Source organism: Streptomyces sp. NPDC024017 (assembly GCF_040638895.1).
Classification (GTDB): domain Bacteria; phylum Actinomycetota; class Actinomycetes; order Streptomycetales; family Streptomycetaceae; genus Streptomyces.
Genome location: NZ_JBEZYZ010000005.1, coordinates 403,851 through 420,103 on the forward strand (window position 1 = coordinate 403,851; position 16,253 = coordinate 420,103).

The following is a 16,253-nucleotide window of genomic DNA, read 5'->3' on the forward strand; positions in this document are numbered from 1 at the left end:
GGCGGGAAACAAGCGTGGTTCCGCTTAACGAGGGATGGGCGGGGCAGGGCCCCGGGCGCCGACGGCGCGGGCCTGTGCCTGATCACACGTGTCCGTCAGCGCGGACGTCCGTGGATCTTGTGGCTCCGCTTCGAACTTTACGTCAACTTGGCACAGATGACAGTCCCGGAAGAGTGACAAGAATCCGGCAACCTCGCTCGGATTCGGCCACTCCGATCCGGCCCCCGTGCAGGTCCACCGCCCAGCGGGCGATCGCCAGGCCGAGACCCGTGCCGCCGTCGCTGCCCGGCCCCTGCGGCCGCTTGGCACTGCCGCGGTTGAACCGCTCGAAGACGCGGTGCCACTCGGACTTCGGAATGCCGGGGCCCTCGTCCAGGACCTCCAGCTCCAGCGACTCCGGCAGGGGGCCGCGCCGCGCCTTGACCGTCACCCGGCCGTGCGGCGGGCTGTGCTTGACCGCGTTGTCGATGAGGTTGGCGACGACCTGGTGGATGCGCTCCGGGTCCGCGTGCGCGGTCAACTCCGGTGGGTGGACGTCGAGGTGCAGATGGACGTCCGTACGGGTGTGGCTGCCCGAGCCGGTGGCGATGCCCGCGCGCACGGAGGCGACCATGTTGGCCTCCTTCAGCACGCCGGACAGATACGGCCACACCTCGAACCGCCGCTGTTTCAGCGGTACGACGCCGTTGTCCAGCCGGGACAGGTCCAGCAGCGTCTCCACCAGCCGCCCGAGCCGCTCGGTCTGCTTCAGCGCCGTGCGCATCGTCTCCGGGTCGGCCTGCGTGACGCCGTCGACGATGTTCTCCAGCACCGCGCGCAGACCCGCGATGGGCGTGCGCAGCTCGTGGGAGACATTCGCCACGAGTTCCTTGCGCTGGCGGTCCTGGGCCTCCAGCTCGTCGGCCATGGCGTTGATCGTCACGGCCAGGTCGCCCAGCTCGTCACGGCGGTTCTCCCGCGTCCTGCGGGTGTAGTCGCCCTGCGAGATGGAACGGGCCACCGCGGTCATCTCGTCCAGCGGTGCGGTGAGTGAATGGGCCACGAACTGCGTGATGAGAAGTGTGGCGATCATCGAGAAGACCGTGATGAAGCGCAGCTCCGTCTTGGTGTGCACCGCGATCACCGACAGGCCCGTGGTGATCAGCACCGAGATGACGACGAGCGCGCCCAGCTTGGTCTTGATCGAGAACGGGCTCACCCCGCCCCAGGGATCCGGCTCCCCGGGGGTTCTCCGTCCGGCCGGCCCACCGCTCATGGCGTCGGGGTCTCCAGGGCGTAACCGACGCCGTGCACCGTGCGGATCCGCTCGGCGCCGATCTTCCGGCGCAGCGCTTTGATGTGACTGTCGACCGTGCGGGTGCCGGAGGCGTCCGCCCAGTCCCAGACCTCGGCGAGCAGCTGCTCACGGGAGAGCACCGCACGCGGGGTGTTCGCCAGGCACACCAGCAGGTCGAACTCGGTGGGCGTCAGGTGAACGTCCTCGCTGCGCACCCGGACCCGGCGCTGCGCGTGGTCGATCTCCAGCTCACCGAGGCGCAGGATGCCGGAGCGGGGGGTGGCCGCCGCGATGGCGGCCCGCTCCACCCGGCGCAGCAGGACGTGCACGCGCGCCGCCAGCTCCCGCATCGAGAAGGGCTTGGTCATGTAGTCGTCGGCACCGACGCCGAGCCCGACCAGCATGTCGGTCTCGTCGTCGCGCGCGGTGAGCATCATCACCGGCACCGGGCGGGCGGCCTGCACGCGCCGGCAGACCTCCAGGCCGTCGAAGCCGGGCAGCATGATGTCGAGGATCAGCAGGTCGGGCTGCCACGCCTCGGCCGTGTCGACCGCGGCCGGACCGTCACCCGCCGTTTGCACGAGGAACCCCTCGGCCCGCAGGCGGGTCGCGATGGCGTCCACGATCGTCGCGTCGTCCTCGACCACCAGGACCCGGCGCTGTGCGCCCGGAGTAGCCGTCGCCGAACCGTTGTGGGAGGTCTGTGTCTGCTCCATCGCCCGCCCCTGGGGTGTGCTTTCCGGAATCAGTGGGGTGATTCCTCGGTCTGCGCATGGTTGCGATTGACGCTTGAATGATCGGCGTCAGAGGAGCAGCGTACGGGGAGTCAGCACACCTTTGCTATCCAGGGCTGATGCCGAGGTGTACGACGTCCGGAACGCCCCGGGCAACCGGGATCTCTTCGGTACGCACCTGTTGGAACCCGGCATTCCGCAAGGTTTCTTCGAATTCCGGAGACGGCTGGGCGGACCAGACAGCGAGAACCCCGCCGGGCCTCAACACCCTTGCGCAGCTTGCCAGTCCGGCTTCCCGGTAGAGATTTCCGTTGCCCTCCGTGACGGTCCAGCCGGGGCCGTTGTCGATGTCGAGGCACAGGGCGTCGTACGTGTCGGATGTCTCATTGACGTGTGCCACGAGATCGGCTTCGACGATTTTCGTGCGACGGTCCGACAGGGCTCGGGCGGAGAGCCCGGAGAGCGGGCCGTCGAGATGCCATTCGACGATCGCGTGCTCGCGCTCCACGACCGTGATCCGTCCCCAGCGCGGGTCCGCGGCGGCGTGCGCGAGGGAGAAGCCGACGCCCAGTCCGCCGATCAGGACGTCGGGGTGGTCGCGGCCGGGCAGGGCGTCCAGTGCCGCGTCGACCAGCCGCCGCTCCGAGCGGCCGTCGGAGGTGTCCATCAGGAAACAGCCGTTGGCGATGATCTCCAGCCGGTCACCGTGCCGCCGCAGGACCACCTCGCCGTGCGGGCCCTCGCGACGGTCCAGGACATCGGGAATGTCGTAAGAGGTAGGCATGGGGGCATCCTCGCAGGGGAGGGGGGTGTGGCGCGCGGCATTTCGCCGGGCCCTGCGGGACGCGGGGCGAGGCTGTCGGGTTGCTGTGAATCGGCTGCCGCGTGGCGCCGGTCACAGACAGCGGGGTGCCCGGGGCGAAGGCTGGGGCATGACGGAAGGAGCGCCCGTTTTGGAACGCACCGCGCCGCCCCATGAGACGGCCGCACCGACACCGGCGGGCGCGCCCGTCTCCGACCTGTCGGGGCTGTTGGACGGGGTGCCGCGGCAGCGGGGCCCGCGTGAGACGGCGGTCGCGGGAGTACGGGAGCCCGTTCCGGCCGCGGGGCCCCCGCTGCGGAGGATCCGCCCCTGGCGTCTGCTGCCCAGCCCCACGGGAACGCCGTTCACCTTCGGATACGCGATCGTCCTCTGCCTCACCTCGCTGATCTCCGCGTACGCGGACCCGGCCCTCGTGCACGCCCTGCTCCAGGGCTCCAGCACGGATGTGGCGCACCTGGTGCGCACGCCCGAGCTGGTGCTGATCGGCAGCGCGCTGTGGGTCGCGGGCGGGGTGACCTCGCCGTTCGCCATCGCCTTCGTGCTGGTGCTGACCGCTCTGGAGCGGCGGATCGGGGGCGTGCGCACGGCCGGTGTCTTCCTCCTGGGACATGTCCCGGCCACCCTGGCGACCGAGGTCCCGGTGGGCCTGGCCGTCCTGGCCGGGCACCTCCCCGCCACCTCCCTGCACCGCCTCGACTACGGCGTCAGCTTCGGCGTCGCCGCCGGCATCGGTGCCCTGGCCGGTCTGCTGCCGCTGTGGCTGCGCCTGCCGCTGCTGACCGGCTTCGGCTGGATGCTGCTCCAGGACCTGCTCGCCTTCACCGACCCGATGACGAACTGGGGGCATGTGATCGCCCTGGGCATCGGGATCGCGACCTGGCCGGTGGTCCGGCGGTGGTACGCGACGCGCCGCGGCCCGGCCGGGGGCTGAGCGCGAGTCACCTCAGGTCCGGGCGGAGGCCGGCGGGTCGTGTTTGGCGCTGGTCAGCGGCGCCACCACCTCCCAGCCCAACGCCTCGTAGAGCCCTCGCCCCGCAGGCGTCCCGGCCAGGATGCCGGTCCGCGCTCCCTGCCGGACGGCGGCGCTTTGCAGGGTCCGCATGACGAGACTTCCCAGGCCCTTGCGGCGGTGTTCGGGGGCCGTCTCGATCTGGTCGACGACGGCGGTCTCGCCCGTCGGGACGATCTGGCCGCGTGCCGCCAGGGACCCGTCCGGCGCGGCCACCATCAGACGGGTCACCCCGCCGCGCGACCACCTGCGCAACCGGTAGCCCTCGGGGACGGCTGGAGCGCCGCCCGCCGCCAGCGGGACCGTCATCAGGCAGCCGGGCTCGGGGTCGATCCACCAGGTGTCGTCCAGCCAGCCGGAGACCACCGACGGGTCCCGGAACGCCTTCAGCCATACGCCGTGCCCGGTCACCGCGCCGGCCACCTTGCGGACGCTCGTCTCGTCGAGGTCGTCGCCCGTCGCACCGAACACGTGCCGCGTGACGTGCCCGTACATCCCCACGTCGATCGTCCAGCCCCACGGCTCGGTCATGGGCGGAGCGGCCCCGCGCGACACGACCCAACCGTTCACCCATGCCTGCACGGTTCCATCCACGCCATCCCCCTGTAATGCCTGCCATGCCAGATCATCTATTACCCACCGGGACCTTACGCACCTCCCCGCTCTCCGCGTCACAGGTGATCGCTGACAGCGAACAGCGGGCGGGGAACATCCGGCGTTGCTCAAGCATTGAGTCGGCATAGCTCAACTTGACTGCCGAAGGGGAGATCATGGCTTCGACGTCCACACCGCTCACCCTGCCCGTGCTGCCGCTCGACGGCGAGGTCGTGCTGCCCGGGATGGTGGTCCCGCTGGACCTGAGCGACTCCGAGGTCCGTGCCGCGGTGGAGGCCGCCCAGGCCGCTGCCCGGTCAACGCCCGGAAAGCCCCGGGTACTCCTGGTGCCACGCATCGACGGGACCTACGCGAACACCGGTGTCCTCGGCACCGTCGAGCAGGTCGGCCGGCTCGCCGACGGCGACCCGGGCGCCCTGATCCGGGGCCGGAGCCGGGTGCGCATCGGCGCGGGGACGACCGGTCCCGGTGCCGCACTCTGGGTCGAGGGCACCCGCGTCGACGAGACCGTGCCGGAGCCGCTGCCCGGCCAGATCGCCGAACTGGTCAAGGAGTACAAGGCCCTCGCCACCGCCTGGCTGCGCAAGCGCGGCGCCTGGCAGGTCGTCGACCGGGTCCAGGCCATCGACGACGTCTCGGCGCTCGCCGACAACTCCGGCTACTCGCCGTTCCTCACCACCGACCAGAAGGTCGAGCTGCTGGAGACCGCCGACCCGGTGGCCCGGCTGAAGCTCGCCACCCAGCAACTGCGCGACCACCTCGCCGAGCAGGACGTGGCCGAGTCCATCGCCAAGGACGTCCAGGAGGGCGTCGACAAGCAGCAGCGCGAGTTCCTGCTGCGGCGTCAGCTGGAAGCGGTCCGCAAGGAGCTGCGCGAGCTGAACGGCGAGCAGGACGGCGAGGAGTCCGACGACTACCGCACCCGCGTGGAGGCCGCCGACCTGCCCGAGAAGGTCCGCGAGGCCGCGCTCAAGGAGGTCGACAAGCTGGAGCGGTCCTCCGACCAGTCGCCCGAGGGCTCCTGGATCCGCACCTGGCTCGACACGGTTCTGGAGATGCCGTGGAACGAGCGCACCGAGGACGCCTACGACATCCGGGGCGCCAAGGCCGTCCTGGACGCCGAGCACTCCGGTCTCGACGACGTGAAGGAGCGGATCACCGAGTACCTGGCGGTGCGCAAGCGGCGTGACGACCGGGGTCTCGGCGTGGTCGGCGGGCGGCGCGGCGGCGCCGTGCTCGCGCTCGTCGGTCCGCCCGGCGTCGGCAAGACCAGCCTGGGCGAGTCCGTCGCCCACGCCATGGGCCGCAAGTTCGTCCGCGTCGCCCTCGGCGGCGTCCGTGACGAGGCCGAGATCCGCGGCCACCGGCGTACGTACGTCGGCGCGCTGCCAGGGCGGGTCGTGCGGGCCATCAAGGAGGCCGGGTCGATGAACCCGGTCGTGCTGCTCGACGAGATCGACAAGGTCGGCTCGGACTTCCGGGGCGACCCGGCCGCGGCCCTGCTCGAAGTCCTCGACCCGGCGCAGAACCACACCTTCCGGGACCACTACCTGGAGGTCGAGCTGGACCTGTCGGACGTCGTCTTCCTCGCGACCGCCAACGTCCTGGAGGCGATCCCGGAGGCGCTGGCCGACCGGATGGAGATCGTCCGCCTGGACGGCTACACCGAGGACGAGAAGGTCGTCATCGCCCGCGACCACCTGCTCCCGCGCCAGCTGGAGCGGGCCGGGCTCGACAGGGACGAGGTGGCCATCGACGAGGGCGCGCTGCGCAAGCTCGCCGGCGAGTACACGCGCGAGGCGGGCGTCCGCACCCTGGAGCGGTCGATCGCACGGCTGCTGCGCAAGGTCGCCGCCCAGCACGAACTGGGCGAGCGGAAGCTGCCCTTCACCGTCCGGGACGAGGACCTGCGCGACCTGATCGGCCGGCCGCACCACGTGCCCGAGTCCGCCCAGGACCCGGCCGAGCGGCGGACGTCCGTGCCGGGCGTGGCGACCGGGCTCGCGGTGACCGGAGCGGGTGGTGACGTGCTGTTCGTCGAGGCGTCGCTGGCCGACCCGGAGACGGGCGCGGCCGGGCTGACCCTGACCGGTCAGCTGGGTGACGTGATGAAGGAGTCCGCGCAGATCGCGCTGAGCTTCCTGCGCTCGCGCGGTGCCGAGCTGGAACTGCCGGTGGGTGACCTCAAGGACCGGGGTGTGCACATCCACTTCCCGGCCGGGGCGGTCCCCAAGGACGGCCCGAGCGCCGGCATCACCATGACCACGGCCCTCGCGTCCCTGCTGTCCGGCCGGCTGGTCCGCACCGACGTGGCGATGACCGGTGAGGTCTCGTTGACCGGTCGGGTCCTGCCGATCGGCGGTGTGAAGCAGAAGCTGCTCGCGGCGCACCGGGCGGGGGTCACCACGGTGATCATCCCCAAGCGCAACGAGCCCGACCTGGACGACGTCCCGGCCGAGGTGCTGGACAAGCTCGACGTCCACGCCGTGAGCGACGTCCGCCAGGTCCTGGAGCTGGCGCTCGCGCCCGCGACCGCGGGTGTGACACCGGAGGTTCCGGTCGCGGCGTGACGGACGTGACCGGATAGGGAAGGCCCGGGTTCTCGTGAGGGAGGCCCGGGCCTTCACCGTGTGGTGGCCCTGTGGACACGGACGCCCTGACCTGCGGAATACTTGCCGAACTGCGGTGATGGTGGCAGGTGGCGGAAAATCCCAGTACCGGAATTCTCAGGACCGGGCGACGACCGAGGCAGGGGCTGACGTGCACGAGGGCGGCAACGACGACGGACACCGCGACGCCGGTGTGGCCGGAAGCGGTGTGGATCAGCCTGCCTTCCTGGCGCTGGAGCGCGAACTGACCGTGCTGCTGCGGCGCGCCCGGGCCAGCCAGGGCGAGATGGCCCGCGAGGTCCATCCCGACCTGGAGTCGTCCGCGTACGGCCTGCTCGTCCGGCTGGACGAGTGCGGAAAGCAGCGGGCCACCGAGCTCGCCGCCTACATCGGGGTCGGCAAGGCGACGATGTCCCGCCAACTGCGCGCCCTGGAGGAACTCGGGCTGGTCGCGCGCGAGCCCGACCCCGCCGACGGACGCGCCTGGCTCGTCGCCCTCACCCAGGAGGGCCACGACCGCGTCCGCCGGGTCCGGGAGGCCCGCCGCGCCCGCTACGCCGGCCGCCTGGCCGACTGGGACTCCCGCGAGGTCACGGAACTGGCCAGGCTGCTGAACCAGCTCAACCGGGGCATGGAGAAGTAGGTCCGGACAGTCGCCTAGAACTCGACGTACACGGCCGTCGCGTCGTCGTGCCGCTTGCTCCGGCCCAGGAACGTCACGGCGTCGTCCGACCGCTCCAGCGCCCGGACGCGGTCCACCAGCGCCTGCGGACCCTCCTTGCGGATCAGGTGGAAGCAGTCGGTCCAGCCACCCTCCTCGAACCGCTCCACCCAGCGGGTCGCGCCGTCCGTCAGCGCTGCCAGGGCACGGACCTGGCCGCGGGGTACGGTTCCGGCCACCGCCCGGGCCGCCACCGAGGGATCCGCGGCCGCCGTGAAGAAGCCGCCCTCCATGTTGCGGAGCGTGGAGTCCACCAGCGCGTCCGTCGCCAGCGCCGAGCGGGGGAGCAGGGCCAGCCGGTCGTCGAGGACCGGGGCCACCACGCCGTCCGGGGACTCCAGGAGAAGGGCCGAGTCCGACAGGACCAGATACTCCACCGTGTCCGGATTCCAGCGGACCGCGACCACCGTGGCCTGAGGCGTCCTGGGGTGAGAAAGGTCACAGGTTGCGGCGTGTGCCTCGGAGGTACGCGCGATGGCACGGGACAAGGCGTCGACCAGAGGAACATCCGGGAGTGAAACGGTCAGTTCGGTCAGTGCGCCACCGAGGCGTGCGGTGAACCAGGGAACGGAATGCAGACAGCCCGTCCCGGTCTTCGGCGGTGTGACCCCGTCCAGGACGACGACCGAACCGCCCTGTCCCGAGGCCGGTAGTCCGACACTGGCGAAGTCCTCGTTGGGGCGGTCGGCGTCTCCCGGCTCCGAGGCGAGTTCAGTACGCATCCAGCCAGTCTGCACGAGCCCTTCACAAGGCCCGCAAAACACTGGCAATGGTTGCCTGACCGGCGCAGTCACGCAGGTCAGACGCCGGGTTTGGGGTGGAATGATTTGTTCCGGGAAGGCGTGGTGGCGAATACTGCCACCGGCCGTCGCCGTCGTCCAACCGGCGTGCCGCGCACGGCTGCTGCGACGGCCTGCGGAACTTGCCCCTCAACTCCCGTCCGAGGTTCACTCCTTCGGGTGGCGGGTCAGGTGATGCGCGTGCGCTGCCCACCGGCGCTGGGAGGGTCGGGAAGTGTACCGGGAGTACGCACCAGTTGACGGAGCGTCACCCGGGCCCAAGGGTTCACGAGTCAGGAATGCGAGCACCGGTGCAGAAGACGCGGCCTCGTCGCACAGGCAAGCAGACGGCCCCCGTTCAGGGCGCTGAGCCGACGCCCCCCACCGGCAAGGGACGCCCCACGCACGTACGCAACCGGCTGATCGTCGCCGTGGCCGTGGTCGCCGCGGCCATCGCCGGCGCCGGCGCCCCGTCCGTCCTCGCCGCCTCCGGGGAACTCCACGACTCCCAGGAACTGGTGACGCTCGCGGAGCAGACGCAGGGCGCCCTCGCCCTCGCGCACTCCCTCGCCGACGAGCGGGACGACGTCACCTCCTACATCGCCGCCGGGCGCCCCAAGTCCAAGGCCCCCTCCGAGCAGCACAGCGCCCGGGTGGACCGGCAGGTCGAGGAGCTGCGGTCCGACACGGACACGCCCGCCTCGCTGCGCTCGGACCTCGACGCCATAGCGGCCGTGCGCAGGGCGGCGCTCACCGGCAAGAGCAGTGCCCTCGAAGCGCACCAGGCGTACTCCGCCGCCATCACCGAACTCCACCGGCTCGCCGAGCAGCTGGCGCAGCAGACGCCGCCGCGCGCCGGCTCCGGCTCGTACGCGCTGGCCGAGCTGGACTCCGCCGTCCAGCAGGCCGCCTCGGCCCGCGGGCTGCTGCTCGCCGCGCTGAGCGTGCCGCGCAGCACGGAGACGGTCGTCGACCCCGTCACCGGCCTGCCGACCGAGACCTCCACCTCCTCGGACGAGGACACCCGGCAGCGCGACGCCCTGAGCGCCGCCGCCCAGCAGGCCCGGCTGCGCTCCGACGCGGCCCTGGCCGACTTCCGCGGCACCGCGCCCAAACCGGCCCGCGCCTCCTTCGACTCCACGGTCACCGGCACCGAGGTCAACTCCGCCGACAAGTACCTCGCCACCCTGACCGACCAGCCGACGCTCTCCCGCAGCGACCTCGCCACCGGCACCAAGAAGCTGGACGCGGCCCTGTCCGCCCGCGTCGACCTGATGCGCGGCGTGGAGTCGGCCCTCTACGACCGTCGCACCAAGGACCTCGAGGCACTGCGCGACGACGACGTCACCGCGCTGGAGATCCGCATCGCCGTCCTCGGCGCCCTCATGCTGCTCGCCGTCGGTGTCGCCACGGGCATGGCCCGCAGCCTCACCCGCCCGCTCGCGGTCCTGCGCCTGGGGTCGAAGCGGCTCGCCGAGGCCGATGACCCGGTGGCCGAGGAGCCGGTGAAGTTCACGGGCCGCAACGACGAGTTCGCCCAGGTCGTCCGCTCCGTCAACGCCCTGCACGCACACGCCGCCGCCCTCACCGAGCGGATCACCACGCTGGAGTCCGACCGCAAGCACCTGGTCGGCCAGCGCCAGAAGATGGCCGACGCACGCGAGGAACTGCGCGGCGAACTCGCCGAGTCCGCCGCCCAGCTGGAGCGGCTGCGCACGGCCATCGGCGGGACGTTCGTCAACCTCGCCCTGCGCACCCTCGGGCTGGTCGAGCGGCAACTGGCCGTCATCGAGAACCTGGAGGAGCGCGAGCAGGACCCGGACCGGCTCGCCACGCTGTTCAAGCTCGACCACTTCGCGACGGTCATGCGCCGGCACAGCGAGAACCTGCTGGTCCTCGCCGGTACCGAGCACGTCCAGCACGCCGCCGGGCCGGTGCCGCTGGTGGACGTCGTCCGTGCCGCCGTGAGCGAGATCGAGCGGTACGAGCGGGTCCGTATCGCCGCGCTGCCGCCGCACGCGCACATCGCCGGGTTCGCCGCGGACGACCTCTCCCACCTGCTGGCCGAGCTCATGGAGAACGCCACCTCGTTCTCGCCGCCCGACCTGCCCGTCGAGATCTCCGGCTGGCTGCTGGAGAACGGCGAGGTCATGCTCTCCGTCCAGGACGAGGGCATCGGCATGACCGAGGACCGGCTGGAGCGCCTCAACTCCCGCCTCACCGACTTCGACCCCGAGGCGCCCTACGACCAGGAGGGCGAGGACGGTCTCGGCCTCGGCCTGTACGTCGTGGCCCGGCTCGCCCACCGCCACGGCGTGCGCGTCCAGTTGCGCGAGCAGAAGCAGGGCGGTGTCGCGGCGGTCGTCGTCCTGCCGCGCACGCTCCTCGCCGCCGCCCCGCCCGTGGCCGTCCCGACCTCCGGCCCCCTCGCCGGCGGGACCCACTCCTTCTCCTTCCCGGGCGCCGACGCCGAGGCCAACTCCAACGTCCTGCACGGCCGCACGGCCGGCGGCGATCCGTTGGTGGCCCTGGCGGAGAAGGCGGTACGGCAGGACGGAGCGGCGGAGATCACCGCAGCCGCCGAGCACCCGGAACCGGCCGGGGAGCCGGAACCGGCCGAGACGACGGAGACGGCCGAGGCGGCAACCCTGGCGCCACACGCCGAGCCGACCGCGCCCGCCGAGCCGGCCGGGCCCGCCGAGCCGGCCGGGCCCGCCGAGCCGACAACGGCCGGCGAGCCGACCACGCCCGCCGATCTGTCGACGCCTGCCGAGCCGACCGCGCCCGCTGAGCCTGTGGCGCCCGCTGGGCCAGCCGCACCTGCCAGCCCGGCGACGCACGCTGAGCCGCCCGTACATGCCGATCCGGCCGCGCACGCCGAATCTGCGGCGCCCGCTGGGCCAGCCGCACCTGCCAGCCCGGCGACGCATGCTGAGTCGGCCGTACACGCCGACCCGGCAACGCCCGCCGACCCGACCGCGCACGCTGAGCCTGTGGCCCCCGCTGAGTCGGCCGCGCACGCCGACCCGGCCGCGCCCGCTGGGCCAGTCGCGTACGCCGATCCGGGGACGCACGCCAAGCCTGTGGCCCCCGCCGGCCCCGTCGAGAACACCGCCCCCGTGGAGTCCCCCGCGGAAACCACGATGGAGCTGCTGATCCCGTTGCAGCCGGGGGCGTCGGACCCGGTCGGGCGTGAGCACGCGGGCGGGACCGGCCCGCAGGGGGCACCCGCACCCGGGGACGCGACCCGCACGGGCGACGCGGACGCGGACGCGGACGAGAACCCGGAGCACGAGCGCGCGCCCGACGAGGAGGAGGACCGCGTCACCGACAAGGGCCTCCCCAAGCGCACCCCGAAGATCACCGCACAGACCACCGCCCCGCGCCAGCGCAGCGGCTCCGTCGACGCCGAAGCCCTGCGCCGCCGTCTCGGCGGCTTCCGCCAGGGCGCCCAGGCCGGCCAGCGCGACGTGGAGGCGGAGATCGCCGAGAGGACGGCCTCGCACCAGCGGCCGGTCACCGGCGCAGCAGGACCAGCTGAACCCGAAGAAGCCACGGGGGGCACAGTCGAGGAGGCAAGCAGTTGACCGCTCCCAGTACCTTCGGACTGATCGGACTGAGCAGTGAGGCCCGCAACCTGCACTGGTTGCTGACCAACCTCGTCGAGGAGGTACCCGGCATCCTCTCGGTCGCGGTCGTCTCGTCCGACGGGCTGCTGCTGCTCTCCTCCGACGACCACCGCAACAAGGAGGCGAGGCAGGCCCTGCAGGCCCGCGGGGCCCGCCGCACCGGCCCGCGCGGCTCCGCCGCCGACCTGGCCACCATCGTCTCCGGCATCGGCAGCCTCACCATCGGCGCCGCCCGGCTGATGGACTTCGGCGGGGTGCGGCACACGATGATCGCGATGGACGAGGGCAGCCTGTTCGTGATGTCGATCAGCGACGGCTCGCTGCTCGGCGTCCACGGCTCCGCGGACTGCGACATGAGCGTGGTGGCGTACCACATGGCCCTGTTCGTCGGCCGCGCCGGTCACGTCCTGACGCCCGAACTCCGCAGCGAGCTCCGTAAATCCCTGGAGGATTCCCAGACGACGGGGAGTGCCCGATGAGTACGCCGAAACATCACCTCCCGGTCCGCGGCGGCGACCGCAAACCCGCCCGGGTCCGCCCCTACTCGCTCACCGGCGGCCGCACCCGCTTCGGCCACGTCCTCCTCGTGGAGACGTTCGTGGCGAGCACGGCCGCGCTCGACGCCCCGGAGGAGCGCAAGGAACTGACGAACGGCCACCTCTCCACTCGCGTGATGCCGGAGCTGCGGGCCATCGTCGAACTGTGCCGCCGGATGCGTACGGTGGCCGAGATCGCCGCGCTGCTGAAGATGCCGCTCGGCGTGGTCCGCGTGCTCCTCAGCGACCTCGCGGACCAGGGAAAGATCCGTGTGTACGGAACGGGCACCGGCCATGGCACGGGCCGCCCGGACCGGGCTCTGCTGGAAAGGGTGCTGAGTGGACTCCGTCGTCTCTGACGTCGCTCACGGCGTCTCTGGTTCATCCCCGTTCGTCCAGCCCGGCGAGAGCATGCACGCCTGGGAGACGGACCGCACCCGTGCCCCGATCGCCACGAAGATCGTGGTGGCGGGCGGCTTCGGCGTGGGCAAGACCACGCTCGTCACCGCCGTCTCGGAGATCACGCCCCTGCAGACCGAGGCGCTGATGACCGAGGCGAGCGAGGCGACCGACGACCTCACCGCCACGCCGGGCAAGTCCACCACCACCGTGGCCATGGACTTCGGGCGCATCACGCTCGACGACGACCTGGTGCTCTACCTGTTCGGCACGCCGGGCCAGCAGCGGTTCTGGTTCATGTGGGACGACATCGTGCGCGGCGCCATCGGCGCCGTCGTCCTGGCCGACACCCGCCGTCTGAAGGACTGCTTCCCGGTCCTGGACTACTTCGAGAGCTCCGGACTGCCCTACGTGGTCGCGGTCAACCACTTCGACGGCAGCGAGCTGTTCGAGCCGGAGGACGTGCGGGAGGCCTTGACCATCCCGCGACACATACCTGTCATGATCATGGACGCGCGTCGCCGGATCTCCGTGATCGAGACCCTCCTGGCCCTCGTGGGCCACGCGCTCGACGAAACCCCCGAGTAAGAGGACAACCCCGCATGCGGAAGATACTCGTCGTCGGAGCCGGTCAGTCCGGACTCCAGATAGCTCTCGGCCTCCAGTCGCAGGGGTACGAGGTCACCCTGATGTCCAACCGGACGGCGGACGAGATCCGCACCGGCCGGGTCATGTCGACGCAGTGCATGTTCCACACGGCCCTGCAGCACGAGCGCGATCTCCAGCTGAACTTCTGGGAGTCCCAGGCCCCGAAGATCGAAGGACTCGGCGTCTCGGTCGCCGCCCCCGGCTCCTGGGCCGAAGGCCCCTCCGCCCGCGCCATCGACTGGCTGGGCCGCCTCGACGGCTACGCGCAGTCCGTCGACCAGCGCGTGAAGATGGCCGGCTGGATGGAGACGTTCGCCCAGCGCGGCGGCCAGCTCGTCATCCACGGCGCGGCCGTCGGCGACCTCGACTACTTCTCCCGCACCTACGACCTGGTGCTCATCGCGGCCGGCAAGGGCGAGCTGGTCCAGATGTTCGGCCGCGACGCGGAGCGCTCCCCGTACAGCGAGCCGCAGCGTGCGCTGGCCGTGGCGTACGTGCACGGGCTGGGCCCGCGCCCCGAGCACCCGGGCACCGAAGCGGTCCGCTGCAACCTCGTGCCGGGCGTCGGCGAGCTGTTCGTCATGCCCACCCTGACCACCTCCGGCCGCGCCGACATCCTGTTCTGGGAGGGCATACCCGGCGGCCCGCTCGACGCCTTCAACGGCGTCAAGGACCCCGCGGAGCACCTCTCCCTGACCCTGGAACTCATGGAGCGGTACGTCCCCTGGGAGTACGCGCGGGCCACCAAGGTCGAACTGACCGACGCCGGCGGCACGCTGGCCGGACGCTACGCCCCCACCGTCCGCAACCCGATCGGCCGCCTCCCCGGCGGCGGACTCGTGCTGGGCGTGGCGGACGTCGTCGTGGCCAACGACCCGATCACCGGACAGGGCTCCAACTCGGCGTCCAAGTGCGCCGCCGCCTACCTCTCCGCGATCGTCGAGCACGGCGACAAGCCGTTCGACGAGGAGTGGATGCGGGCCACCTTCGACCGCTACTGGGACACCGCCCAGCACGTCACCAAGTGGACGAACGCGATGCTCGCGCCGCCGCCGGAGCACATCCTGAACCTCATCGGCGCCGCCGGTGAGCTCCAGCCGGTCGCCGACCGCTTCGCCAACGGCTTCGACAACCCGGCCGACTTCGAGAACTTCTTCTACGACCCGGACAAGACCCAGGCCTACCTGGCCGACGTGTCCGGCGCGGGCGCCGCGTAACCCTCGTAGCCCTCGTCCGGCCCGTCCGTGGCACCCTCGGGGAGCTCCGGCGGCTCGTAGCGCCGCAGGGGCTCCCCGCCCGGGTCCGGTCGCACGGCACCCAGGACGGGGTTGGCCGCGATCGGTGACACCTTCACCTTCGCGCCCGGCCGGGGTGCCTGGACGACCATGCCGTCCCCGAGGTACAGCGCCACGTGCGTGGCCTTCGGGAAGTACACGACCAGGTCGCCCGGGCGCAGCTCGTCCAAGGGGATCCGCTCCAGTTGCTTCCACTGCTCCTGACTGGTCCGGGGGATGGGCGTCCCCGCCTCGGCCCACGCCTGCGAGGTCAGCCCCGAGCAGTCGTACGTCTTCGGGCCCTCCGCGCCCCACTCGTACGGCTTGCCGAGCTGCCGCACGGCGTAGCGCACGGCCCGGCCGCCCTCGGCCGACGGGGTGCGGACACTGTTGCTGCTCCCGCTGCTTCCCCCGCCTTTGTCGCTGCTGCCGTCGCTGCTGCGGTCGTTGCCGAGCGCGCCGGACGCCATGAACTTCTTCTGGGCCTTCGCGATGCCGTCCTGCTCGAACTCGGCGAGGTACGTGAGCTGGTCGCGGCTGAGGGAGGCGAGCAGTTCCTCGACGTCGTGGAGGCGGGCGCGGACCTCGTCCCGTTCCTTCTTGCGCCGCTCGGTGAGGGCGAGCTGCCGGTCGAGGGCCGTGCGGGCCTTGCGGGCCAGCTCCTGGGCCTTGCGCTCGTTGCCGGCCAGCCGGCCGATGGTGTCGGCCCGCTCCCGTGCGAGCCGTCCGATCACATGGCCCTGGTCGATCGCGTGCTGCGGGTCGCGGGCCAGGAGCAGGCGGACGTACGGGGAGATGTCGGTGCTGCTCTGGTACTGCTGCCGGGCCAGCCGGCCGGCCGCGCCCCGGCTGTCGTGCAGGGAGAGCCGGGCGCGGGCGAGGGCGCGCTCCAGGCGGTCGGTCTCGGCGCGCTGCTTCTTCAGCTTCTCCTCGGTGGAGTTGTAGGCCTCGGTGGCCTCCTCGGCCTTCCTGTACAGCTTCTGAAGATCTGTCAGGAGCTCTGCGACGTGCCGCTGTTCCGTGTCCGGTTCGGGAACGGCCGTGGCCGGGACGGGCGCCAGGACGGTTCCGGCCGCCGTCGCCGCGATGCAGACCAGACGCAGAAGCTTTCCTGACATGCCATCACCTCCGTTGCGGGGGCGGCGTGGTGCCGCCGGACACCGTGAGGATCAGGCGTGGGCGTGCGGTGCGCGCGGTGAGT

General features: G+C 71.8%; 14 protein-coding genes. 8 read left to right on the top strand and 6 right to left on the bottom strand.

Features of this window, described 5'->3' with window-relative positions:
- Positions 1–142: 142 nt before the first annotated feature.
- The 3 genes from AB0G20_RS16100 to AB0G20_RS16110 form a co-directional block, all read right to left on the bottom strand.
- Positions 143–1,255, bottom strand: a complete 1,113-nt coding sequence (locus AB0G20_RS16100) for a HAMP domain-containing sensor histidine kinase (protein ID WP_361301934.1) — start codon at positions 1,253–1,255, stop codon at positions 143–145.
- Complete coding sequence (locus AB0G20_RS16105; RefSeq protein WP_030851757.1) at positions 1,252–1,992, bottom strand: response regulator transcription factor; 741 nt, start codon at positions 1,990–1,992, stop codon at positions 1,252–1,254. Before AB0G20_RS16105 ends, AB0G20_RS16100 begins: the two co-directional genes overlap by 4 nt.
- A gap of 124 nt (positions 1,993–2,116) precedes the next feature.
- Entirely contained in the window at positions 2,117–2,794 is a 678-nt protein-coding gene (locus AB0G20_RS16110; protein ID WP_361301938.1) for a spermidine synthase, read from the bottom strand.
- Positions 2,795–2,963: 169 nt separating this feature from the next.
- Between AB0G20_RS16110 and AB0G20_RS16115 the strand changes: the two genes are divergently transcribed.
- Positions 2,964–3,764: a rhomboid-like protein gene (locus tag AB0G20_RS16115; RefSeq protein ID WP_361301945.1), complete on the top strand. Its 801-nt coding sequence runs from the start codon at positions 2,964–2,966 to the stop codon at positions 3,762–3,764.
- 12 nt (positions 3,765–3,776) lie between these two features.
- On the opposite strand, the gene AB0G20_RS16120 is transcribed toward AB0G20_RS16115, so the two are convergent.
- Positions 3,777–4,436, bottom strand: coding sequence for a GNAT family N-acetyltransferase (locus tag AB0G20_RS16120; RefSeq protein ID WP_361301948.1), 660 nt, complete (start codon positions 4,434–4,436; stop codon positions 3,777–3,779).
- A 176-nt stretch (positions 4,437–4,612) separates the two neighbouring features.
- Between AB0G20_RS16120 and lon the strand changes: the two genes are divergently transcribed.
- Both lon and AB0G20_RS16130 read left to right on the top strand, forming a co-directional pair.
- A complete protein-coding gene (lon, locus tag AB0G20_RS16125; protein ID WP_361301951.1) occupies positions 4,613–7,027 on the top strand; it encodes an endopeptidase La in 2,415 nt (804 codons plus the stop codon).
- A gap of 190 nt (positions 7,028–7,217) precedes the next feature.
- The gene (locus AB0G20_RS16130; protein WP_361301954.1) at positions 7,218–7,709 is read left to right on the top strand and encodes a MarR family transcriptional regulator; all 492 of its coding nucleotides are present in this window, start codon (positions 7,218–7,220) and stop codon (positions 7,707–7,709) included.
- A gap of 14 nt (positions 7,710–7,723) precedes the next feature.
- Here the strand turns inward: AB0G20_RS16130 and AB0G20_RS16135 are convergent, their stop codons facing one another.
- Complete coding sequence (locus tag AB0G20_RS16135; RefSeq protein ID WP_361301957.1) at positions 7,724–8,509, bottom strand: protein phosphatase 2C domain-containing protein; 786 nt, start codon at positions 8,507–8,509, stop codon at positions 7,724–7,726.
- 368 nt (positions 8,510–8,877) lie between these two features.
- Here AB0G20_RS16135 and AB0G20_RS16140 point away from each other — a divergent pair, with 368 nt between their 5' ends.
- From AB0G20_RS16140 to AB0G20_RS16160, 5 genes are read left to right on the top strand one after another with little or no spacing between them, the layout of a single operon-like run.
- Positions 8,878–12,153 (top strand): nitrate- and nitrite sensing domain-containing protein, encoded by a 3,276-nt coding sequence (locus AB0G20_RS16140; RefSeq protein WP_361301960.1) that lies wholly within the window; start codon positions 8,878–8,880, stop codon positions 12,151–12,153.
- Positions 12,150–12,674 (top strand): roadblock/LC7 domain-containing protein, encoded by a 525-nt coding sequence (locus AB0G20_RS16145; RefSeq protein ID WP_361301963.1) that lies wholly within the window; start codon positions 12,150–12,152, stop codon positions 12,672–12,674. Before AB0G20_RS16140 ends, AB0G20_RS16145 begins: the two co-directional genes overlap by 4 nt.
- On the top strand, positions 12,671–13,090 hold the full coding sequence (locus tag AB0G20_RS16150; protein WP_361301966.1) for a DUF742 domain-containing protein: 420 nt from the start codon (positions 12,671–12,673) through the stop codon (positions 13,088–13,090). Before AB0G20_RS16145 ends, AB0G20_RS16150 begins: the two co-directional genes overlap by 4 nt.
- The gene (locus AB0G20_RS16155) at positions 13,071–13,718 is read left to right on the top strand and encodes an ATP/GTP-binding protein (protein ID WP_361301969.1); all 648 of its coding nucleotides are present in this window, start codon (positions 13,071–13,073) and stop codon (positions 13,716–13,718) included. Before AB0G20_RS16150 ends, AB0G20_RS16155 begins: the two co-directional genes overlap by 20 nt.
- 14 nt (positions 13,719–13,732) lie before the next feature.
- Positions 13,733–14,995, top strand: a complete 1,263-nt coding sequence (locus AB0G20_RS16160) for a styrene monooxygenase/indole monooxygenase family protein (RefSeq protein WP_361301972.1) — start codon at positions 13,733–13,735, stop codon at positions 14,993–14,995.
- Here the strand turns inward: AB0G20_RS16160 and AB0G20_RS16165 are convergent.
- Positions 14,959–16,170 carry an NlpC/P60 family protein gene (locus AB0G20_RS16165; protein WP_361301974.1) on the bottom strand — a complete coding sequence of 404 codons (1,212 nt, stop codon included), beginning with the start codon at positions 16,168–16,170 and terminating at the stop codon, positions 14,959–14,961. The genes AB0G20_RS16160 and AB0G20_RS16165 overlap by 37 nt on opposite strands.
- Positions 16,171–16,253: the final 83 nt, after the last annotated feature.